This window comes from Photobacterium nomapromontoriensis (assembly GCF_050336815.1).
Lineage (GTDB): Bacteria > Pseudomonadota > Gammaproteobacteria > Enterobacterales > Vibrionaceae > Photobacterium > Photobacterium nomapromontoriensis.
Window position 1 is genome coordinate 72,332 of sequence record NZ_JAKJSL010000030.1, and the last position, 21,773, is coordinate 94,104.

Sequence of the window (21,773 nt, forward strand, 5' to 3'; positions counted from 1 at the left end):
TAGAGGTAAGTATGTATTTTGAAAACAGTCGAGCACTCATCGTTGAAGGTGGAGCTATGCGAGGCATCTTTGCCAGCGGTGTACTAGATGCTTTTATGCAAGCCGAATTTCAACCCTATGATTTTGCAATTGGTGTCTCGGCTGGCGCTTCAAACCTACTGGGCTACGTCTCTCAAACCCCAAAACGTAGTTATAAGGTTATTACTAAGTTGGCAACAACCAAAACTTTTTATAATCCACGGCGATTTATAAAGGGTGGCGATTTAGTGGATATCGAATGGTTATGGCAGGAATCTAACCGTCGTTTCCCGATTGATGACAATAAGTTACTTTGTGCTATGCCATTTTGGGCGACAGTCACCAATGTCGAAACAGGCCAAGCCGATTACTATCGCATTACCGAGCTAAATATGAAGCAAGCCTTGATAGCCACTGCTGCGCTCCCTATTGCCGTTAAATCACCGCCGTGTTTTTCTGGCGGTTGTTATACCGATGGTGGCGTAGCAGATTCGATTCCAGTCAAAGAGGCCTATCGTCGAGGCGCGCGTGATATTACGGTTGTTCTTTCGCATCCATTGAGTTACCACATGAACCCAGCTAAGCACCCATGGATGATGAAAAAGCTGCTTTCTCGTTATCCTGGTATTGCTGAAGCGATGATCCATCGTTCTGAAAACTACAATGCCTCATTAGACTTCATCCGCCGTCCACCTCAAGACACGATAGTTAGGGTGATAGCGCCACCAGAGACATTTTCAGTTAAACGGCTAACCATGAAACAAACACTGCTTAATGCCGGCTATAAAATGGGGTTACAAGCCGGTAAATCACACATCAACAACTTAAATGGTAATCACGGGTTAACTGCTGAGAATTGCCATTTCTGTCTGTGACCAATATTCAGGTAATAGCCATTCTATCCAAGTGATCTCAGATGATCAGTTCAGCAAGAATATATTGAGTAAGATGAAAAGAGGCTGCAACTGCAGCCTCTTTTCATATCAATTACCCGTAGAATCCAGCTCTTTCAATGGTAGCCAGTTTACCTCAACGCCTGATTGCTCAAACATATCTTGGCTGACTTTAATTTTATCCCCCCAGCGAGAAAGAAAATCCTCGGTTTGCTCAGGACAGTGTACGGTTGAAATACCAGTCTGAATAATTTTCGCCGCGCAATTCGGACACGGGAAGTGCGTTACCCAAATATCCGAACCGGATAAATCACGTTTAGCAAATAGGATCGCATTCTCTTCCGCATGCAAGGTCTTCAATAGCTTCATCTCACGATCATCAGTCCCTGCACTATCTGAAATACCATGCGGATAGCCATTAAAACCAACTGAAACGATACGGTTTCCCTGCGTAATAACGGCACCAACCTGAGTTGAAGGGTCTTTACTCCAAGAGCCAACTAGTTCTGCCATTTGAAAAAAGCGCACAGCCCATTTTGAAATCATGCTGATACCTATAAATTAATTATTGAAAATATATCTGCTATTTTGCAAGACTTATCCTTCGACCTCAAGCTTATCGTTTCTATTGAATGTAAGTAATTACACACTACTTGAAAATGACCGAGACTAGTACAATACATAACCTCTTTCCCCTATTTGCAAACCTCAACTAAGCTTTCGCTGTAACGTTATGATGGGAGTATACCTAATGACAAAAGCACTGATTGTCTTAACCAGCCATGCCTCGATGGGAGTGACTGGCACGCAAACTGGATTTTGGTTGTCGGAACTGACCCACCCTTATTACGCCCTAGCCGACCAACATATAGAGGTTGATGTGGTGTCTATCGCTGGTGGTGAAACCCCTGTTGATCCAAAAAGCTGGAGTGAAGAAGATGAAAGCAATGCCCGCTTTCTTGCTACGCCAGAATTAGTCGAACAGCTCAAAAATAGCGCCTCTATCAATGGCGTGATCCCCTCTCACTACGATGCCGTTATTTTTGCTGGCGGCCACGGAACCATGTGGGATTTTCCTGATGACGAACATGTACAACGGGTTGCTATGGCGATATACCAACAGAATGGCATCGTAGCTGCCATCTGCCACGGCCCCGCAGCATTGATCAACATACTACACCCCAATGGGGATCATCTTATCGCCAACAAACGAATCACTGGCTTTACTAACGATGAGGAAGAAGCCATTGGCCTCACGAACATCGTACCTTTTTTACTGGAAGACAAACTAAAGGCAGCCAACGCTATCTTTATCAAAACGGACGTATGGACAAACAATGTTGTAGTAGACGGACAACTCGTTACAGGACAAAACCCACAGTCGGCAGCTGATGTCGGCAACAAAGTAGCAGCATTGCTCCTTACAAAATAATCACGTTTACCTAAATTGCAGATATATATTCAGATTAGCTTGAAGTATAAAATGAGAACCAACAAAACTGGATACAATAGGAACGACAATGGAATATTTGCATACTATGATTCGTGTGAGCGACCTTGATGCCTCGCTACACTTTTATTGCCACCAACTTGGATTGGTTGAAACCCACCGAAAAGAGAGTGAAAAAGGACGCTTTACCCTCGTTTTTCTTGCGGCTCCCGGTGATGAGTCCCACGCTAAAACAAACAATGCGCCACTCATCGAGCTGACATACAATTGGGGTCCTGAAGAATATACCGGAGGGCGTAACTTCGGCCATCTGGCTTTTCGTGTTGATGATATTTACGTCCTCTGCTCACACTTACAAGCAAGCGGTGTCACTATTAACCGCCCACCACGTGATGGCTATATGGCCTTTGTTCGCTCGCCCGATGGTATATCTATTGAACTACTACAGAAAGGCGAACCTCTGCCACCAACAGAACCGTGGCTTTCGATGGAAAATAGTGGCCAGTGGTAACTTGAGTATATGCACAATACGATCGCCAGCAGTGACTGGCGATCTCCCTTGCTACCTTAAGAGCCTAATTCTGTATCTTAAGGTAGCTTGGGCATAGAGAGTTACGCTCTGTTAAAAATAATAAGAAACACTTAGCTCAATAAAATCGTCTTTGCGGAGAACATACGTTGGATCGAGATTTTCATCCGATTCTAAATACCAGGCATTAATATTCCATTTCCATGTATTATTAATCCGGCTTGAAGCCTCGATCTTTGCCGTTCGGGATTGTGAAAAATCAAGATCTTGGCTAATGCCGACTAATACTTCGGTACCCGCCATGTCATTGAGCACCCAGCGAGCACCAATAAAGGCATCATTTTGTCCAACCACTGACGCTTTATCACCACGGCTATCGTACAGATACTCCCCCAGTAATCCCAGATCCCAAACCGTATCTGCAATACCAATAACCGTGTATTCAAAACCACCTGTTAGCGCACTATGATCATCAAAACTCCAGCGACGCAATACTTCAAGCTTCCACAACCAGTCTCCCCAAAGCCCTTGTAGATCGAGGCCAATTTGATCCATTTTTGCGTAATATTGTACCAATGGTAAGTGGTTCTGATGACCAAGTACGAAATAGGGATCACGGTTTGTTCCGCTAAAGTAACTCAAACCAAGATCCCAAATACTCCAGCTATAGGTATAGCGAAGCGCATAATCAATATGCTTCTCTTCACGCCGTGACTCATACTCAGCATAACCAGGATCAACACCAGGGACACTCAATCGCCCATCACTGCCCGTAAAGGTTCGCTCACGAAAATATGGCAAAACAAACCCTTCCATCTGCCCGTAATCGGTAAAATAACTGAGTTGCACCATTGGCTGCCCCAGTTTTTCCTCACCATCAATTGACTCCACTGCATCCGTTTGATTTATAACATCAACCAAATGCTGTGATTCCGTGACTCCCCAGAATACCTTGCCGATACCCAGACGAAATTCAAAATCCCCCTCATAATACAGATACATTGCTTCACGAATATCCAGATGCGTTCGTTCATCATCCATACCATCCCAACGGCCAAAAGGAATAAAAGTAAAACTCGATTGCCCGTCATGCCATTCCCAATACCATTCTGGCTCCAGCACAACCGAAGGTTGCGCATTCTCTTGTCCCATAATTCCACGCTGGAAGTACTGCCGGTATTCTACGGCAAAGCCGCCCCTGAGCTCCGATGAAGGAAATGTCGTTGCTAATAATTCCGTCGCCTGCAATGGCGAACACAGACTGACCACTAGAGCAATGAATAGCAAACTTCTGACATTAACAGCTTTCATTGCTCGGACTTACCTCGCTCGTTTCAAACTGTTTTTACTAAAATCACTTTCATCAAGCCCTCTTTTAAACAACAGCTCATGTGTCGTCAATGTCGTGCTTTTACCTGTCTGATGATTCACCATCGTCATCGAATTAGCTCGCCAATAACGATCGAGATGCTCTTCATATTGTTCAAAAGACAAAGTTTTTAGTAACGCTTTACGACGATCATAAAACTCGATTTGTAATGGCCGTAAATGAATTTTATCTAACCAAACCACTTGACGTGTATAACCAGAATATTGGTCTGTCGGCTGCTGCTCTATTACATAGCTGTCCATCCCCTGTACAACATCATCTTTCAAATAAGTGAAGGTGAATTTTTCAAGTTCAAAAGAACTCAAATCTTCATAAGCAAATTCACTGCCCATAAATGGTCCAGACTTATTACGTGATGCGATTCGCTTCACCCGTTTTAATGCCGGTAAAAACAACCATTGATCATCAGGCGTTGTCGTGTGCGAGTAATTTAAGAATGCCGTCCCTTTTACATCACGAGGCTCATCAAATACGGTTAAACCTTTATCCCCGTCGCCCTCTACTTCCAGGCTTTTTATTCTAAGCTTTCGCTCACTGGTCTCACCCTGCGCATTTTTAAGCAGCATACTCAGTGTGGCTGCTGAATCACCCCAACCGGCATCCCTTGTTTTGCGCTCTGTTGCTATGGCTAAGCCTTTTCCTTCGTCTGAAAAAGCGGAAATTGGCGATACTAACAACCAACCCGCTATTCCTAATGCAATAACTTCTTTCACTTTTCTCATCATTCAATCCTTTGTCACTGACTCGATTCAAATTGGCGCTTTATGGCTAAAGCGCCTGTTACTGACCATACTTTTTATGATTGACTAACCCACTGGGGCTCTGCATCCTGCTGTGACTCATACGATTTACGGTCCCATATCAGTAATACTGCTGGCAGCAAGATAAAATCAACAATCAAAGCAATAGCGATTACTAATGCACTGAGCAAACCAAGATCCGCATTCAGTCTGAAACTCGATATTGCCAAGACCGAAAAACCTGCCGTTAATACAACCGTGGTCACCCACAACGCCTTACCTACCGTGGCAAATGCATAACGAATACCCGCCTCGACATCCCGCCCCTCACGCCGAGCATATTGGTACTTAGCCAAGAAATGGACACAGTCATCCACCACAATACCCAGCGTTAACGTTACCACGACCGACAAACCTAAATTAATTTCACCGGAAATCACAGCCCACACACCAAAACCTATCACCGCAGGGATCAAGTTCGGAATTAAGCTGATTGCACCTAAGTGCCATGAGCGCAGAGCCCCAATAAGTAATAGGGAAATAAAGATCAATGTCGCCGGTAAAGTTTGTAGCATGCTGGTCATATTCACTTCCCCAATATGGGAAAACATGAGATTTGGGCTTGATGCCAACACTTGATATTCTGGCGCATGATCAGCAAACCACTGATAAATGCGTTTTTCTAATGCGACCATATCGACGCTGCCAAGATTGTCAGTTGTTAGCAGTAACTTGACCGATGATTTATCAATATTGATTTCATTATTAAGATCTAAACCATAAGGCAAAGACATTTCATAAAGCAGTAAGTATTGCGCAGCCAATTCGCGATCATCAGGCAGCGCGTAATAATGAGGATCATCACATTCATATTCAGACGACGATATGTATCTGCCAGGCTAGTCACGTGATCCGTTTCTGGCTGGGCTCGTAACCATGCGGTAAATTCACCCAAAGTATGAATAAATTTAGGATCATTCACACCTTGCGACTGACCCGATTTAATGGCAATGCTGATATTCATCATGCCTCTGATGTTTTCTTGCATGAAATCAGCCGCTTGCCTAAAGTCATTTGATTTATCAAAATAGGCCACCGTGTCATCATTAACCTTGTTGTAAGTCAGTAACACACTACACACTGCTACCACCGCGACAGACACAACTAAAATAGAACGATGGGAACCAATTACCCAATCCGCCAAGCTATTCATGAAACCATTATCCTGACGCTGCGGCAGTACCTTCACCCTCAAGGGTAATAATGCCAACATTGCGGGTAACAATGTTACTGCCAGCAAAAAAGCGACCATAACACCAACAGCAGAGAGATTACCCATATCCCTTAAGACAGGTGAATCAGAGGCGTTCATCATCAGGAAGCCTACTGCCGTCGTTAGCGAGGTAACCAAAAGCGCAACAATGTTTATTTTCAAACTATGTGCAATGGCATCCGGCTTCTTCATCCCTTGTCGCATCGACTGCAGCACAGAGGTGATCACGTGTACACAATCCGCCACAGCAAGCGTCATAATCAAAGTGGGGACATTCACTGTACCGTTATTAACAAACTTACCCGCCCAACCCAGTAAGCCCATCGTTGCGGCAACGGTGGTTATAATGATCACCAAGGTAGCGACAACACCATTAACTGAACGTAACATGCCCCCCAAAAAGACAAGAATAACCAAAAACATCAGTGGGATGAGGGTACTACCATCAGCCATAGCGGCTTCAGCAAATGCAGAGTTCATTGCAATGATCCCACCAAGATGAAACTGTACTTCTGGGTGAGTCACTTGATAGCGGTCAGTAAGCGAAGAAACAAACTGCTTTATTTCAGCGACCAATAGCGTTTGATCTCCTGCTGGTAGTTGCAAGGTAATGTTGATTACCGCAACTTTTCCATCTTCAGATACGAGTAAGTTCTTCAATCTGGGTTCGCTGGTAGCAACCTCCTCAACAAAAGAAATTCTCTGCTCAGTTAATGGATGATCGGCTAAGAGTAAATCTTCCACCAGCATGTCATCACCGACTGACGACGTGTGCTGAAAATTCGCCATTGAATCGACCCGGCTAGAGTACGGTGTTTGCCAAGCCGCTTCGGTTAAATCACGGATCATTGTAAGGTAAGCCGGCGTGAAAAGGGTTCCCGAATTGGGCGCCAACACAATAGAAATAGAATCCGTTTTATTAAAGGTGGCTTCTATTTCTTGGAAAGCCTGTAACTGTGGGTTATCTGCATCAAAAAAGATTTGGTAGTCACCACGAAAATACAGATTTTTCATACCAAACGTGGAAAAAAAAACCACTAATAATGACAGCAGTAAAATCGTTTTGGGGTATATGACGGGTAACACTGGTATTTTTAACTTCATCACCTTCTCCATTTGTGACGTTTCGTCAAAAACTTTGCTTTTTAAACCAGCGGATGGCTGGTTTATATTCCTATGCAAAGCATCGATAGCCCGAGCAAGGGCTGTCAAAAAACGCTGATTTTTGACGTTTCGTCAACATCCTTGTAAATAAATGCCCAATCCTAGGGGCAAAGAGAAGGTGTTCAAATCTGATAAAACAGCATAAATTACCGATTATGACGAATCGTCAAAAAATGACTAACCGTCATAATAATGAATAATATTTACACATCAAGCGTTTTTCGCTAATAAATTTAACAATAAAACTTATTTTCTTGGGGCTACAGGGGTCTACGCAGCGACTCATTAGCCCTTACATAACAACATCATCCATTAGAAAGAAGCCAGCTGACGTACCTCTTCTGCAAATACTTCTTTCTCAATACGTAACCAAGATTGTTGATAATCAAAATCAGACGATAATGGCAACCACCCTAGCCCATCAAGTAATAAATTGGCATTTTGCAATACAGAATGATTCAGAGCCAACCGTGATACACAGCAACTTTGGCTCGCGTTATTCATTAATGCATTGGATCCAAATGCCATCGACCAGTTAGCAAAAACGACCCCTTCACGGCAGAGGCTGTCAGGTAACACCAACGCACCAGACTCTATACCATAGGACAGAAAACTATCACTGATCGTCACTAATTCTTCTTCGAGTTGAATAAAATAATCTAAGCGCTCTTTCGAACTTTTCTCGATCACAAAAGGCGTTCTACAGGTTAGGACACACAGAGAAAGTACAGGCTCTAAACGAGTAAATAACGAATAGCCGACATGCATGGCCACCAGCTTCTCCCGGCTGTTACCTGCAAACGCTAATGCACGACGAAAAAATTGTATCTCTTTTCGAAAAGCCTGTGCGCCCAATGCCGTAATGAGATCTTCTTTACTAATAAAGTGATTGTAAATCGTCCCTTTTGAATACGCACTTGCGGCAGCGACTTTATCCATTGTCAGGTGAGCAAACCCTTCATTGATGACAATTTGTTTGGCAATATCAAGCAATTCCAGCTCACGTTCAACAATAGCCTGCTGTTTTTTACTTAATCCACTGCATACATCTAAGCTTGCAATCGTACTACTACGTTTGCTTTCTTGAACTGCCATTTCTGCTACCTCTCAATGAACCATTTACAGGTTATAGCATGAAATTCCTATTAAAAACATAAGATAACAAACGCAAAAAAGGGGCTATATCAGCCCCTTTTTTGCATTAAATCACGTACATAATGATCGTCACGATTAAGGCACTCCATATCCTTTAGATGCAACCCATACTCGGTACCATTGCTCACGAGTCAGTGTAACTTGTAGGGCATCAACCGCCGCTTTTACACGATCAATGTTACCAGAACCCACGATAGGTAAAGGCTGTGACGGCAAGGCTCGAACCCAAGCATAAACGACTTGATCGATACTTTTTGCACCTATTTCTTCACAAATCGCTTCAAGTTCATTACGTACGCGAACTTGCTGTTCGGTTTGCCCGGTGAATATACCCCCACCCGCTAGGCATGACCATGCCATAGGCTTAATGCGCTTCATTTGCAGTTGATCTAACGTGCCATCATGCGCGACATCGAAATTAAGCGGATTAATTTCCACTTGATTTGTCACTAACGTATCATCAAGCCGTGACTGCAATAAATCAAACTGGGCGGGTAAGAAATTAGAGACACCAAAGTGACTCACTTTACCTTGCTGTTTTAGCTCTGCAAACGCACCAGCCACTTCATCAGCGTCCATCAAAACATCCGGACGGTGGATCAATAGCACATCAATATTTTCTACCTGCAAGCGTGATAATGAGTTATTCACTGACTCAATGATGTGCTTTTTGCTGGTATCGTAATAATTAATTTTTTGTTCAGAATCCAAATCACTACGTAACTTTATATCGCATTTAGTGACAATTTGAATACTGTCGCGAAGCGTTGGATCAAGCGCCAAAGCTTCACCAAATAAGCGCTCACAACTGTAACCACCGTAGATATCTGCATGGTCTACGGTAGTGATCCCGAGTTCAATGTGCTGTTTAAGAAAAGCGAGGCGTTGTTGAGGGCTCATTTGCCACTCGCCTAAACGCCAATAGCCTTGGACCAGTTCAGAGAACTGTGGACCTTGAGGGGTTAACCCTACTTTTGCCACCATCTTGGTCAAACTCCATCTCGATAAGTGCTAAACAATCTTCCACTATCCTATGCGTGTTTTTTCCAGCACGCAATACTACCGTCGCAGCGCATTTAATTTCAGCTGAGCTTGCCCCAATACCGACGCTGTTGGGTAGACCCCTTCAGCAGTCAATAGGCCTGCAGGTTTACCGGTCAGAATTTCGATCGCTTCCGTAACATGCCTAATCGCCCAGATATGGAATTCACCTTTTTCAACGGCTTCTACAATATCTTTACGAAGCATCAAATTGTGCACATTGGATTGAGGAATGATCACCCCTTGCTGCGCCGAGCGCCCTTTAATGGCACAAACATCAAAGAAGCCTTCAATTTTTTCATTCACCCCACCAATTGGCTGCGCTTCACCAAATTGATTCATTGAACCAGTAATCGCAACATACTGTCGCAATGGTACGTGAGAAAATGCTGACACAATGGCGCATAACTCGGCCATTGAGGCACTGTCACCGTCGACCCCGCCATATGATTGTTCAAACGTTAAGTGTGTAGTGAGAGGGATTCGGCTACTCTTTCCAAACATTGAGGCTAGGTATGCCGATAAGATCATCACTCCCTTAGAGTGAATACGGCCTCCGAGATCAACACTGCGCTCGATATCAAAGACTTCGCCTTCGCCATAAGCAGTCGTTGCAGTAATACGATTCGGTGATCCAAACTGATAATCAGACGTTGAGATTACCGACAACCCGTTAATTTGTCCGACAGCTTCACCCTCTGTGTCGATTAACGTCGTACCATTAGTGAACGTTTGCATAACATGGTCTTTCAGTCGACTAACCCGTTTCTCCTGGCTCTGCAATGCTTGTTCAACATGGTTGGCTCGGATCATAGTGGCATTAGATGACTTCGCCATATAATTGGTTTCACGCAATAAATTAGCGATATCTGCCGAATGTAATGACAGCTTATTTTGATCATCTGCCTGACGCGAACTGTATTCAATAATGCGTCCAATTGCCTTTCGATCACAATGCAGCATGCCATTATCGTTCACGATACTTGAAATAAACTGGGCATACTGCGCTTCTGACTCATCAGTTCTGACCATTTCATCTTCAAAATCAGCGGTTACACGAAATAGCTCACTGAACTCCGGATCATAATGCTGTAGTAGCTGATAGGTTTGATAATCGCCAAATAATATCAGTTTCACATTCAGTGGAATGGGCTCTGGATCTAACGAGATAGTCCCAGACAGAGTGACTTCTTTTTCCAGCGAACTTACACTAAGCTTTCTCGAGCGCAATGCCCGCTTAAGGGCATCCCATACATAAGGGCGCTCAAGTACCTTTACAGCATCCATCAGCAGTACACCACCATTGGCACGATGTAAGCTTCCTGGCCGGATCAGCGAAAAATCTGTAAATACCGTTCCTTTAAAAGTGGCATTCTCAACATAGCCAAAAATTGAGTGATAATTCGGACTTTCTTCCACCACTATCGGAAATTTATGCTCTGGCTGATTAACCAGGACGTTAATTTGATAACGGCGTGGCATCTTCTTATCCAGTGCCGCATAGGCAAGCGCAACCTGCTCTTCACTCTCTTCGAGGAAAATATCAAGATTATCGAGAATATCTGCCTGCATCGCTTTAAGATAAGCTTTAACTTCAGAGAGATCTTTATATTCCACCAGCAGTGCTTTAATAAAGTGCGCGACAACGTCCATTGCCACTTCTTCGTTTAACTTCTGGATTTTATCGGAAAATTCTTCTTCCAGCTCTGTCAGCTGGCGAACAATACCGCGCAATCGCCGTTCAAGATCATTGATTGTATCTTCAAATTTTTTCTGTTCCCGTTCTGATAATTGTGCAAACGTCTCTTCCGTATGAGCCTCCTCGCCATTTAACGCCACCAACTGATATTCACCCGTTGTGGTGACCGAGAGACTGACACTGTGTTCTAGTGCTTCATTCGTCAATGTTACTAACGCACTCTCTTGCTTCTGAGTAAGTTGATTTTTCAACTTTTCAGAGCGGCTATAGTACATTTCATTATCAAAGGCTAGTGGCAGAGCCTTTACTAGCCGGGTCATTAATTTTTCAATGTCTTTACGGAATGCATTACCACAACCAGCGGGTAATTTGAGGATTTTAGGACTGCGGGGCTGATCAAAATTAGCGACATAGCACCAATCATACAAGGTATTGCCATTCCCATTAGGATCATGCCGATTGAGATAGCGCAATACCATAGTGCGCTTACCCAAACCATTTCGACCAATGGCATAAATGTTATAGCCTTTTTCCTTGATCGACATTGCAAACTCTACGGCTTGCTGCGCCCTTTCCTGGCCAACAATTTCATTAAGCGGCGTTAAATTCTTCGTCGACTTACAATCGTCAGGTAAGCCATGCAGTTCAGCGGCTCGGTACAACTTGTCACTACTGAGCGAATTCATAGTCATATGGCTCCCTCCATAATCAATCAGTTACACTCAGTGTAGACAGTTAAGTATGATGTTTTAGTGACTTAACCGAGGTTTACTACTGTAAAATACCGTGACAACAATTTAATTGCTGAATTTTTTAATCAAAAACAGTCACTAAATATCTCATCGTGATGTGATCACATCACAATTAACGTCGTGGTTTTTCCACATATTCGTAGTTATCACCACGCTGTTTATAATAAGTGTTATTAATAATCGCATACGTTGCACCAGCAATAACGGCAAAAGTCGCTATCTCTGGTAAACGGCTACGATGATAATGGCGATGGCGTGGTTTTTCTTTCACAATCACAACATGGTGACAGTGCTTATGCCTATGATGCTTTTTATTATGATGATGGTGACCTTTCGCTTCAGCCATACTTGGCGTAACCATACCAAATAACGCGATACAAACGGCCATCACACCAGATAGGCACCGATTCTTCCATACCATTCCCTGTGAAAGGGATAAATTAACTGACTGACTTGATCCTGTTGTTAATACGTATCTCATGGGTTTTCTCCACTCATTATATGGCGGTAGATTAATGCCCCTATCAAGAGATCATGTTCGATTCATGTCAAATTTCGTCAAGGAAACTGTCAGTTCACCTGTCATTATGAATAGCCTAAGCCATTGAGCTGGCGTTTCACCACAAAACAATTTGTTACAATATTTCTACTTTGTCCAATAGTGAAAACAAGGTTCTACTATTTATAAGGTTATTTCCCAAAAGAAAAGCGTATAGTCTTTTCATCGACAGGATAAACGTCCTGTCATAGTCAGTCGATGATCTATATTCATGATTGACGGGAGATGATGATCCTCCTTTAACCGCCCTTCGCATTTTCGCCTGCATTAACGGCATTTGCATCAGGGATGATGACGTCTAACAACAACGGCATTGAATGGCCGGAGAGACTCTGTGTCTAATATAGACATAGGGATGTTGTTAGCGAGCTATCTCCCTCCATTCTTTGCTCACTTTCAGTTCAAGTAAACAGAGAGAATGAGCGATGCAATACTCAGCTGAAGTTCAAAACATGTGCACACTTCAACGTGGCCCACAACATCCATCAGCCCCGATCCCGGTTGAAGGGCGTTGGGTACAACCCAAAGATGTTATTGCCATATCCGGTGTCAGCCACGGCGTCGGGACCTGCGCACCACAACAAGGCGCAGCAAAACTCACACTAAATGTCAAAAACGGTATTATTGAAGAAGCCCTGATTGAAACTATTGGTTGCTCAGGTATGACCCACTCTGCGGCGATGGCATCAGAAATCATCACCGGCAAAACCATTCTGGAAGCACTGAATACAGATTTAGTTTGCGATGCCATTAACGTGGCAATGCGTGAAATCTTCTTACAGTATGTCTACGGTCGAACTCAAACTGCCTTTTCACTCGATGGTCTGCCTATTGGGGCTGGGCTTGAAGATCTCGGTAAAGGACTGCGCAGTCAAATCGGCACTCATTATGGTACCCGATCTAAGGGCGCCCGTTACATGGAAATGGCAGAAGGCTATATCACTCAACTCGCACTTGATGACAATGATGAAATCATCGGCTACCGCTTCGTTAATATCGGAAAAATGATGGAGTCTATTGGTAAAGGCGTTGCTCCTGAACAAGCAATGACAGAAGCCACTGGTCAGTATGGTCGTTTCGATGAAGCGGTTCGTACTATCGACCCTCGTCACGAATAACGAACAAAAAAGCCGTAAGCAAAAAGGTAAGGTGACAACGTCACATTAGTACCATAGCAGATTTCACCATTTTATTGAGGACACCATCATGGCTGCACTATTTGAAAGTTATGATCGCCGTATCGACCAAATTACCCCTGTACTTGAACAATATGGATTCTCTTCTCTAGAAGAAGCGTTAGTATTTTGCACAGACAACAACGTCAATCCCTATCAGATCGTTAAAGAAACCCAACCCATTGCATTCGAAAACGCTGGATGGGCCTATGTATTAGGTGCTGCCATCGCATTAAAAGAAAATGCCCGTACTGCCGCAGAAGCCGCAGAGTATCTGGGTCAAGGCCTTCAGACATTTTGCATCCCCGGCTCTGTCGCCAATCAACGTCAAGTGGGTTTAGGTCACGGTCGTTTAGGTGCTCGACTGCTGAGTGATGAAACCCAGTGCTTTTGCTTCCTTGCTGGTCATGAGTCTTACGCCGCCGCTGAAGGTGCCATCAAAATTGCACTCAATGCCAACAAGGTACGTCAGCACCCATTACGCGTAATTTTAAATGGTCTTGGCAAAGATGCCGCCTACCTTATCTCGCGAATCAACGGCTTTAACTACGTTCAGACCCAATACAACTACGAAACAGGCGAGTTAGATGTCGTGCAAGAGCGCCGTTTCTCTCAAGGTCCTCGTGGTGATATAAACTGCTACGGGGCTGATGATGTCAGTGAAGGCGTAGCCATTATGCATCGTGAAAATGTCGATATTTCCATTACTGGTAATTCAACCAACCCAACCCGATTCCAGCACCCGGTTGCCGGAACGTACAAAAAAGAGCGATTAGAGCAAGGAAATGCTTATTTTTCTGTGGCATCAGGTGGCGGTACAGGCCGCACACTTCACCCTGATAATGTCGCCGCAGGCCCTGCATCTTACGGTATGACAGATACCATGGGCCGAATGCACTCTGATGCGCAATTTGCTGGTTCATCTTCTGTGCCTGCGCACGTTGAAATGATGGGACTGATTGGTATGGGCAACAACCCGATGGTTGGCGCAACAGTCGCCGTCGCGGTGGCGATTGAACAGGCCATGAAAGCATAATATTACACAGTGTTGCACCGTCTATGTCCAAGTTACCTCAAGATATGATTAAGCATGAGTTACTTTGGTTATTATCGGCGGTGCTCGCTACTTCCATCATCCCAATTCGAATGTCGTCACTCCAAACGTACGATCCACTGAAATGGCAGGCATAGCTCCAGTATACATTCGCGCAGTGGTAAAGATCGGCTGCATATTATATTTCCGGGCAATCTCAACTCCCAGAACATTCACTTCCGGCACATCCAGATAAACATTCTGAGTCGCTGGTACGGTCGCCTTTAGCGCAAGAAACAGCACCTCTGCCAACACGCAATTATCGGCAAACAGCGGGCCTATCTTGAAACCATTACGACAAGGGCGTATCACCCCGTATCCCATCAATTGCTCCTGCTGCTTGATCCCAAGCCCGACGGAACCCGTCTGCGATAACCAGTGTTCGAGAAATGGACCTCGGGTAGCAGGAAAAAATGCTTGATCATAACGCTCAATATCATCAAATAGTACCAGTGCAAGATCAGTCACCCCTGCAGCCACTGGCGCACGACCGCCGCCAAAACCTTCAAAGCGTATATTGCCATAGGCAAGCTTGAACCCAGACTGCTTATAATTTTCCTGTTGTTCTACCACCCCATCAAGGCCAATATTACATCCCTTCAAGTATTCAAGCCCGGCTTTCCACAAGGCCAAGCCATATCCTTTACCTCGATAATCGGGTTTCACGATATAAAAACCAAGAAACCCATAGCTGCTATCGTATTTCACGACGGAAATCGAGGCGATCGGCTCATCGCCCAAATACCCCATTAAAAAACCAGTCGGATCCGCTGCATAAAACGACTCAAGATCATACAACCCAGGGTTCCATCCCTCCTGTGCAGCCCAATCAATGGCAACCTGTAAATCATCCCGGGACATTCCTTTTATGTGATAATGCGATGTAACCATACTGCCTCCTTTTTGCCAAAACTATCTCAAGACCCAAACCGCACTCCGAAGAGCCTTATTTTTACATCTTGGTTTCTTAAGATAACTGGGGGATCTCTTTGCTAAGCGTAGCTGATGAAAACCACCCTCTGAGACTATCCAATATTTTCATGGCTCAACCTCTCACGAACACCAGCAAACGATTGCAACTCCCAATTCAACTCCCTAAAATGCGCCCGCCTTTCTATCATTACTTGATACCGACATGAAAAAGACACTCACTCTTATTGCCACCAGCATACTTCTGGCGGGTTGCTCTGCGTTACCGGCACAAACACCTTACAATGCTTCTTTGATCATCACTAATGGTCAGATCCTCACGATCAACAATAACAAAGACGTGATCGACAGTGGCGTTATCGTGATTAAAGATGACACCATTGTTGCTATTGGAGATAACCGCTTACTGGTGCAATATCACGCCCCGAAAATCATTGACGCTCACGATGGCATTGTGATGCCTGGAATGATCAATACACACAACCACCTACCGATGATTGCCTTTCGCGGATTGGGGGAAGAAGGGATAGCCAACCGCCTGTTTGCGTATTTCTTCCCGTTAGAAAAAGAAAAGCTCAGCCGCGATCTCATCTATCAGGCCACCAAGCTTGGTGCGGTTGATTTAGCACAAAGTGGTGTCACCACTTACGCTGACATGTATTACCATGTCGATGATATGGCACGTGCAACAAAAGAGGTCGGTTTACGTGCAGTGCTGGGTGAAACAGTCATTAAATTCCCGGTAGTTGATGCCGTGCAGCCGTATGGTGGCATTGCGTATGCACAGAAATTTATTGAGCAATATAAAAATGATCCGCTGATCACACCGGCCTTTGCTCCGCATGCGGTATACACAGTCTCTACCGATAAGCTGCGAGAGATTAATCGTTTATCACACCAATATGATGTCCCTGTACTCATCCATGTGGGGGAGTTTGGCAACGAAGCAGAACGTATTGAAGGAAATACTGATAAACTCAGCCCTGTCGCTTGGCTCAAGCATATCGGTGTATTAGACAACCGGATGGTATTGGCTCATGGGATCCATCTAGATCAACATGATATCAGCATGATCAAAGCAGCAGGTGCCAGTGTCGCCCACAACCCAATGGCAAATGCCAAAGGCGCAACTGGTATCGCTCCGGCATGGGACATGTACCGTCAAGATCTCCGATTAGGGTTGGGCACCGACGGGCCAATGAGCTCTAATCAAGTCGATTTATGGCGCACGTTAAGTTACACCGCCAATATGCAGCGCCTTAAACATAACGACCGGACCATTATGATCCCAGAGCAAGTGATTGAATTGGCCACTATCGGCGGGGCGAAAGCACTGCATATGGAAGACGAAGTCGGATCATTAGAAGTGGGTAAGAAAGCAGATGTAATCATTGTCGAAACCCAATCTCCGAACATGATGCCTAACTATAACCCGTACGCCACCTTGGTTTATCAAGCCAATCCAAGCAATGTCACCACTACTATCGTCAACGGTGATATCGTGATGGAAAACAGAGTAATTCAAAATATCGATATGGGTGAAATGCGCCAAGCGATCGGCGAAATTGAGTCTGACATTGCTGAATTTGCCAAAGCATTAGCCAAGAATGCCATTAAATCTGAAAGCTTGATGAAATAATCTGCTGCTGTCACACTTGCTCTCATACTGCCCCCTTATGAGCATCTCGGTGATTGACAGAAATCCCCCAAAGCCCCCGCAATTTGTGTGGGGCTTTTCTCGGAAATACAAATAAATACAAATAAGTAACTGGCTATGTATTTAATCGTGCACACCAAAGGCGTAGAGTAACTACTCTGCTGAACGCTATATTTTCACGATAGGTGTTACATGATAAATAAATACCAATTTTTCTGTATACCAGACAGTAATAGAAAGAAATTTACATTTATTGATATGTCTTCCGATTCGTTTCTCACCGAAAAAGAAGTCCTGCTTTCTCAAGGTTTTGAGGTCGAAGATGATGTAATTTATGCTGAAAATTCAAAAGAAGCGGTTGAAAAATTCAAATCAAATTACGTATACGCCCTTGAGGAATACAACACCTCATCGAACCCATTTTATAGCATTTTGCTTATTTTCCAATGGGTTAAAAGTAAACTATCCGGCAAACTGTAAATAGCAAAACTATTGTTTAAACGTTCCATTTATGACCTTTTGTTGCTTATTCTGAAATTCACTGACTGTAAGACCAAGATATAAACGGTCTGCAAAACCATTTTCCAGCTTATAATAGTGGGTTGATTGCCCTTCCACACTGTAACCGCATTTTTCGAGTGTTTTATACGAGCCAACATTACTACTATAACAATCGGCCGTAACTTTATGTGCAGATAACACAGTAAAGGCTAATTCAGTCAGCACCTGACAAATTGCCGTAGCAATGCCTTGCCCCCATGCATGTTCAGGAAGCTGATAACCCACTTCAAAATTGCCTTCAAGTAACATTACCTGTACCAGACCGCCCATCCCCATAAAATGTCCCGCTTGGTCGCGAACCACCACCGTTGGATTTTCAGGCCAGCGCTGCTCGTCAATAGCGACCGCGGTAGCTTCGATAATAGGATCAAAATAGCTGCGATACACTTCAACGGGAGCTGGCGCAAAAAACAGATATTCGGTTACCTTCGGGTTCGCTAGCATCTGAATAATATCAGCCATATCACTCTCTCTAATCAGAGTAAAAGAGATGTTTGGCGCTAGAGCCATTGCCTGACCTTGTTGTAAATCTTGAAATTTCATTGGGGTTCTCATTCGCTTTCGATGGACAGAATAGTAATCGGAAGCCATTCGTCTGTATTGTATAAATCCGTCAATAGCCTCCAAATACGCCAGTAAAGGTCGCATTAACATTAACGAAAGACAGTAAACCTAGACTTATATACTCACGTTGCCCAAAATGCAGAATTCAATGTAGTTTGCACACTCAATTCGATAAAATAGCCGCGTATATTGAATTATCGTGGGTATAGTCTGGTATACCTTCAACTGCATCGGTTAAATGGATCAAGGATTGTTATGAAAAAGCTCTACGACTACATCATTATTGGCGGTGGTATTGTCGGCATATCAACGGCTTGGCAGTTAAAACAGCGTTATCCTGACAAGGCTGTTATCGTGGTAGAGAAAGAAGACACCCTAGCCTACCATCAAACCGGACATAATAGTGGCGTGATCCACGCTGGAGTGTACTATGCCCCTGGTAGCCTAAAGGCTCAATTCTGTAAAGCTGGTATCGACGCGACCAAACAGTTTTGTCAGCAGCATCATATCCCTGTCGAGAACTGTGGCAAATTACTGGTTGCTACCAATCAAACAGAACTGGACAGAATGGAAGTGCTGTTTGAACGCTGCCAGCAAAATAACATTAACGCCGAAATACTTAATGAAACGCAACTTAAAACATTAGAACCCAATGTATCAGGACTTGGTGCCATCTTGGTACACGACACCAGTATCGTTGATTATAAATTGGTAACCCAAAAAATGGCGGAGACTTTTATCGCACTCGGAGGCGAAATTGTCCGCCGATGTGAGGTAGTTCAACTTACCGAAGATGATCAACGAATAACCGTCTCTTGCCATAGCGATAACCAACAATTAACTTTACAAGGCTGCTATCTGATCAGCTGTGCGGGTTTGATGGCTGACAGAATTACCCGCATGTTAGGGATCAAAACCGATTTTCAAATCATCCCCTACCGAGGTGAGTATTATCAGCTCAAACCGGAACATAATAAGATAGTCAATCACCTTATCTATCCCATTCCTGATCCGGATTTACCGTTTCTGGGGGTTCACCTGACCCGAATGATAGATGGCTCTGTCACTGTTGGCCCCAATGCCGTACAAGGCTGGAAGCGTGAAGGCTATGGCGCTGTGAATCTAAGTCTGCAGGATATTAGTGATATGTTTCGATTTAAGGGGTTCTGGAAAGCCACGGCCCATAACCTCAAAACCGGACTAATAGAAACCAAAAACTCATGGTGGAAACCTGGCTATCTAAAGCTAGTCAATAAGTATTGCCCACAACTCAAAACCAGTGATCTACTGCCTTACCCTGCAGGGGTCCGAGCCCAAGCCGTGATGAATGATGGCACATTAGTCCATGATTTTTTATTTGCGACTAGCCCGCGCAGCTTACACGTTTGCAATGCGCCCTCCCCTGCCGCTACCTCAGCTATTCCAATTGGCGCGTATATCGTAGATAAGGTGACATCAACCTTACCACACACTGCTAAGCGCTCATCTGACGACAATAAAGAATGAAGCAGGATATGAATGTTAACCGTTATGGATATTAATCGACTTCAACATTGAGAAAGAGAGACTTGAAGTGATTCATCGCAATCGTGACGACCACTATTGAGCGCTAGGGTTATTTTGACTACAATGGCGCACTTTTTTTTACTATAGAACACGAACATGACTGACTCTAAATCGCTACCAACTTTACCTGATCGCCTTTCAGTTAATCCACGTAGCCCACACCATGTTGCAGAAATTTTCGAACATAACATTGGTATTCGCCTTAATGGCAAAGAGCGTTTTGACGTTGAAGAATATTGCATCAGTGAAGGTTGGGTAAAAATTCCTTCACATAAAGCATTGGACCGTCGTGGCCAACCGCTTTTGATCACACTAAAAGGTACTGTTGAAGCCTTTTATAACTAAGGAATTTCAACTGCCTACTGGATTATGTACGCAAGATAATAAATAGCACTCGGCAAGCAGGGCATGCCGAGTGCTTTTCGTCCGGTCGAATATAGTATCTTTTGCTATACCAGACACCGCCGGCTTAATCGGCATCTGTTCTATTGCTCTTGATTATTATTGACCGTATAGCGCAACTTCTGTTTTGCCATCAGTACCGATTGTTCCACGATACATACCAGCAGAATTAAATTCCATTGCATAGTTACCGTGCTTATCAAGCACAATCACGCCACCAGAACCATCAATTGCAGCAACTTCAGCTAGTGCATTCTTTGCGGCGATATCCAGTGGTGTACCCTTATGCTTTACTTGAGATGAAATGTTATAGGCTGTTGAGGTACGAATAAATTTTTCACCTGATCCCGTTGCCGATACCGCCACTGTGTTATTGTCAGCATAGGTACCCGCACCAATAATCGGCGAATCACCCACACGACCGTAACGCTTATTCGTCATGCCGCCAGTTGATGTACCAGCCGCGATATTACCGTCTTTATCTAAAGCAACGGCACCAACTGTACCGTACTTGTAATCGTACATCATTGGGTCAGCAAACAATGCTGCTGTCTTACCATCATGATCGAGAATGATTTGATCTTTAGCTTGAGCTTTCTTTAACTGCTGGAAGCGAAAATCTGTAAAAAAGTATGATGGTTCAACCAATTCTAGCCCCTGTTCAGCGGCAAACTTTTCAGCACCCTGTGTTGCCATTAGCACGTGAGGCGATTTTGTCATAACGGCATGCGCCGCTGTAATTGGGTTTTTTACTGTCGTTACACCAGCAACCGATCCGGCCATTAACGTCTCGCCATCCATAATCGACGCATCTAGCTCATTACGACCTTCATTAGTAAACACCGCCCCTTTACCTGCGTTAAATAAAGGCGAGTTTTCCATCACTTTAATCGATGCGATAACCGCATCAATGCTTGTTCCACCACTGTTTAACACTGTATACCCAGCGTTAAGTGATTCTTCAAGTTTAGCCTTATATTCTGCTTCGCTTTCTGGTGTGAAGTTTTTCTTTATAATATTACCCGCACCACCATGGATCACTAGACGAATGGGACTATCGTCAGCCAACACTGACATTGGTGATAGTGAAGCAGTAAGTAAAAGTGCTGATAATGTTTTTAGTTTCATTGTTATTAATCCTTATGACAATAAAGGATGGAAA

19 protein-coding genes, 1 pseudogene and 1 riboswitch are annotated in these 21,773 nt (G+C 44.0%); of the genes and pseudogenes, 9 read left to right on the forward strand and 11 right to left on the reverse strand.

Going from position 1 to position 21,773, the window contains the following annotated elements:
* Positions 1 to 11 precede the first annotated feature (11 nt).
* On the forward strand, positions 12 to 893 hold the full coding sequence (locus L4D12_RS13065; RefSeq protein ID WP_428448287.1) for a patatin-like phospholipase family protein: 882 nt from the start codon (positions 12 to 14) through the stop codon (positions 891 to 893).
* Positions 894 to 1,001: 108 nt separating this feature from the next.
* Here L4D12_RS13065 and L4D12_RS13070 read toward each other — a convergent pair whose 3' ends face one another.
* On the reverse strand, positions 1,002 to 1,457 hold the full coding sequence (locus L4D12_RS13070) for a dCMP deaminase family protein (RefSeq protein WP_428448288.1): 456 nt from the start codon (positions 1,455 to 1,457) through the stop codon (positions 1,002 to 1,004).
* A gap of 205 nt (positions 1,458 to 1,662) precedes the next feature.
* Between L4D12_RS13070 and L4D12_RS13075 the strand changes: the two genes are divergently transcribed.
* Together L4D12_RS13075 and L4D12_RS13080 are read left to right on the forward strand one after the other, a co-directional pair.
* Entirely contained in the window at positions 1,663 to 2,343 is a 681-nt protein-coding gene (locus tag L4D12_RS13075) for a type 1 glutamine amidotransferase domain-containing protein (RefSeq protein WP_428448289.1), read from the forward strand.
* Positions 2,344 to 2,431: 88 nt separating this feature from the next.
* The gene (locus L4D12_RS13080; protein WP_428448290.1) at positions 2,432 to 2,872 is read left to right on the forward strand and encodes a VOC family protein; all 441 of its coding nucleotides are present in this window, start codon (positions 2,432 to 2,434) and stop codon (positions 2,870 to 2,872) included.
* Between the two features lie 111 nt (positions 2,873 to 2,983).
* On the opposite strand, the gene L4D12_RS13085 is transcribed toward L4D12_RS13080, so the two are convergent.
* From L4D12_RS13085 to L4D12_RS13115, 7 genes and pseudogenes are all read right to left on the reverse strand, one after another.
* Positions 2,984 to 4,201, reverse strand: a complete 1,218-nt coding sequence (locus L4D12_RS13085; RefSeq protein ID WP_428448291.1) for a hypothetical protein — start codon at positions 4,199 to 4,201, stop codon at positions 2,984 to 2,986.
* Positions 4,202 to 4,210: 9 nt separating this feature from the next.
* Positions 4,211 to 5,005, reverse strand: a complete 795-nt coding sequence (locus L4D12_RS13090; protein ID WP_428448292.1) for an outer membrane lipoprotein-sorting protein — start codon at positions 5,003 to 5,005, stop codon at positions 4,211 to 4,213.
* A 71-nt stretch (positions 5,006 to 5,076) separates the two neighbouring features.
* Positions 5,077 to 7,409, reverse strand: a pseudogene (locus L4D12_RS13095) (efflux RND transporter permease subunit).
* Between the two features lie 360 nt (positions 7,410 to 7,769).
* Positions 7,770 to 8,552, reverse strand: a complete 783-nt coding sequence (locus L4D12_RS13100) for a TetR/AcrR family transcriptional regulator (RefSeq protein ID WP_428448293.1) — start codon at positions 8,550 to 8,552, stop codon at positions 7,770 to 7,772.
* Positions 8,553 to 8,687: 135 nt separating this feature from the next.
* The gene (locus L4D12_RS13105) at positions 8,688 to 9,596 is read right to left on the reverse strand and encodes an aldo/keto reductase (protein ID WP_428448294.1); all 909 of its coding nucleotides are present in this window, start codon (positions 9,594 to 9,596) and stop codon (positions 8,688 to 8,690) included.
* Positions 9,597 to 9,671: 75 nt separating this feature from the next.
* On the reverse strand, positions 9,672 to 12,044 hold the full coding sequence (locus tag L4D12_RS13110; RefSeq protein WP_428448295.1) for a Lon protease family protein: 2,373 nt from the start codon (positions 12,042 to 12,044) through the stop codon (positions 9,672 to 9,674).
* Positions 12,045 to 12,216: 172 nt separating this feature from the next.
* On the reverse strand, positions 12,217 to 12,585 hold the full coding sequence (locus L4D12_RS13115) for a hypothetical protein (RefSeq protein WP_428448296.1): 369 nt from the start codon (positions 12,583 to 12,585) through the stop codon (positions 12,217 to 12,219).
* Positions 12,586 to 12,875: 290 nt separating this feature from the next.
* A riboswitch (Fluoride riboswitch) is annotated at positions 12,876 to 12,971 on the forward strand.
* A 117-nt stretch (positions 12,972 to 13,088) separates the two neighbouring features.
* Between L4D12_RS13115 and L4D12_RS13120 the strand changes: the two genes are divergently transcribed.
* Both L4D12_RS13120 and L4D12_RS13125 read left to right on the forward strand, forming a co-directional pair.
* On the forward strand, positions 13,089 to 13,781 hold the full coding sequence (locus L4D12_RS13120; RefSeq protein ID WP_428448297.1) for an iron-sulfur cluster assembly scaffold protein: 693 nt from the start codon (positions 13,089 to 13,091) through the stop codon (positions 13,779 to 13,781).
* 88 nt (positions 13,782 to 13,869) lie between these two features.
* Positions 13,870 to 14,874, forward strand: a complete 1,005-nt coding sequence (locus tag L4D12_RS13125; RefSeq protein WP_428448298.1) for a GGGtGRT protein — start codon at positions 13,870 to 13,872, stop codon at positions 14,872 to 14,874.
* A gap of 96 nt (positions 14,875 to 14,970) precedes the next feature.
* On the opposite strand, the gene L4D12_RS13130 is transcribed toward L4D12_RS13125, so the two are convergent.
* The gene (locus tag L4D12_RS13130) at positions 14,971 to 15,822 is read right to left on the reverse strand and encodes a GNAT family N-acetyltransferase (protein WP_428448299.1); all 852 of its coding nucleotides are present in this window, start codon (positions 15,820 to 15,822) and stop codon (positions 14,971 to 14,973) included.
* A gap of 244 nt (positions 15,823 to 16,066) precedes the next feature.
* On the opposite strand from L4D12_RS13130, the gene L4D12_RS13135 reads away from it, so the two are divergent.
* Together L4D12_RS13135 and L4D12_RS13140 are read left to right on the forward strand one after the other, a co-directional pair.
* Positions 16,067 to 17,500 (forward strand): amidohydrolase, encoded by a 1,434-nt coding sequence (locus tag L4D12_RS13135; RefSeq protein WP_428448300.1) that lies wholly within the window; start codon positions 16,067 to 16,069, stop codon positions 17,498 to 17,500.
* A gap of 210 nt (positions 17,501 to 17,710) precedes the next feature.
* The gene (locus tag L4D12_RS13140) at positions 17,711 to 17,998 is read left to right on the forward strand and encodes a hypothetical protein (RefSeq protein WP_428448301.1); all 288 of its coding nucleotides are present in this window, start codon (positions 17,711 to 17,713) and stop codon (positions 17,996 to 17,998) included.
* A 9-nt stretch (positions 17,999 to 18,007) separates the two neighbouring features.
* Here L4D12_RS13140 and L4D12_RS13145 read toward each other — a convergent pair whose 3' ends face one another.
* Complete coding sequence (locus L4D12_RS13145; RefSeq protein ID WP_428448302.1) at positions 18,008 to 18,622, reverse strand: GNAT family N-acetyltransferase; 615 nt, start codon at positions 18,620 to 18,622, stop codon at positions 18,008 to 18,010.
* Between the two features lie 276 nt (positions 18,623 to 18,898).
* Here L4D12_RS13145 and lhgO point away from each other — a divergent pair, with 276 nt between their 5' ends.
* Positions 18,899 to 20,149, forward strand: coding sequence for an L-2-hydroxyglutarate oxidase (gene lhgO / locus L4D12_RS13150; RefSeq protein WP_428448303.1), 1,251 nt, complete (start codon positions 18,899 to 18,901; stop codon positions 20,147 to 20,149).
* Between the two features lie 156 nt (positions 20,150 to 20,305).
* Positions 20,306 to 20,554 carry a DUF3297 family protein gene (locus L4D12_RS13155; protein WP_428448304.1) on the forward strand — a complete coding sequence of 83 codons (249 nt, stop codon included), beginning with the start codon at positions 20,306 to 20,308 and terminating at the stop codon, positions 20,552 to 20,554.
* A 156-nt stretch (positions 20,555 to 20,710) separates the two neighbouring features.
* Here L4D12_RS13155 and L4D12_RS13160 read toward each other — a convergent pair whose 3' ends face one another.
* Positions 20,711 to 21,739 (reverse strand): isoaspartyl peptidase/L-asparaginase family protein, encoded by a 1,029-nt coding sequence (locus L4D12_RS13160; protein WP_428448305.1) that lies wholly within the window; start codon positions 21,737 to 21,739, stop codon positions 20,711 to 20,713.
* Positions 21,740 to 21,773 lie beyond the last annotated feature (34 nt).

Coding starts and splice junctions, on each gene's coding strand:
- L4D12_RS13130 (WP_428448299.1), bottom strand. CDS start 15,822: ATGGTTACATCGCATTATCACATAAAAGGAATGTCCCGGGATGATTTA.
- L4D12_RS13080 (WP_428448290.1), top strand. CDS start 2,432: ATGGAATATTTGCATACTATGATTCGTGTGAGCGACCTTGATGCCTCG.
- L4D12_RS13115 (WP_428448296.1), bottom strand. CDS start 12,585: ATGAGATACGTATTAACAACAGGATCAAGTCAGTCAGTTAATTTATCC.
- L4D12_RS13140 (WP_428448301.1), top strand. CDS start 17,711: ATGATAAATAAATACCAATTTTTCTGTATACCAGACAGTAATAGAAAG.
- L4D12_RS13090 (WP_428448292.1), bottom strand. CDS start 5,005: ATGATGAGAAAAGTGAAAGAAGTTATTGCATTAGGAATAGCGGGTTGG.
- L4D12_RS13110 (WP_428448295.1), bottom strand. CDS start 12,044: ATGACTATGAATTCGCTCAGTAGTGACAAGTTGTACCGAGCCGCTGAA.
- L4D12_RS13125 (WP_428448298.1), top strand. CDS start 13,870: ATGGCTGCACTATTTGAAAGTTATGATCGCCGTATCGACCAAATTACC.
- L4D12_RS13145 (WP_428448302.1), bottom strand. CDS start 18,622: ATGAAATTTCAAGATTTACAACAAGGTCAGGCAATGGCTCTAGCGCCA.
- L4D12_RS13100 (WP_428448293.1), bottom strand. CDS start 8,552: ATGGCAGTTCAAGAAAGCAAACGTAGTAGTACGATTGCAAGCTTAGAT.
- L4D12_RS13160 (WP_428448305.1), bottom strand. CDS start 21,739: ATGAAACTAAAAACATTATCAGCACTTTTACTTACTGCTTCACTATCA.
- L4D12_RS13120 (WP_428448297.1), top strand. CDS start 13,089: ATGCAATACTCAGCTGAAGTTCAAAACATGTGCACACTTCAACGTGGC.
- lhgO (WP_428448303.1), top strand. CDS start 18,899: ATGAAAAAGCTCTACGACTACATCATTATTGGCGGTGGTATTGTCGGC.
- L4D12_RS13105 (WP_428448294.1), bottom strand. CDS start 9,596: ATGGTGGCAAAAGTAGGGTTAACCCCTCAAGGTCCACAGTTCTCTGAA.
- L4D12_RS13075 (WP_428448289.1), top strand. CDS start 1,663: ATGACAAAAGCACTGATTGTCTTAACCAGCCATGCCTCGATGGGAGTG.
- L4D12_RS13065 (WP_428448287.1), top strand. CDS start 12: ATGTATTTTGAAAACAGTCGAGCACTCATCGTTGAAGGTGGAGCTATG.
- L4D12_RS13085 (WP_428448291.1), bottom strand. CDS start 4,201: ATGAAAGCTGTTAATGTCAGAAGTTTGCTATTCATTGCTCTAGTGGTC.
- L4D12_RS13070 (WP_428448288.1), bottom strand. CDS start 1,457: ATGATTTCAAAATGGGCTGTGCGCTTTTTTCAAATGGCAGAACTAGTT.
- L4D12_RS13155 (WP_428448304.1), top strand. CDS start 20,306: ATGACTGACTCTAAATCGCTACCAACTTTACCTGATCGCCTTTCAGTT.
- L4D12_RS13135 (WP_428448300.1), top strand. CDS start 16,067: ATGAAAAAGACACTCACTCTTATTGCCACCAGCATACTTCTGGCGGGT.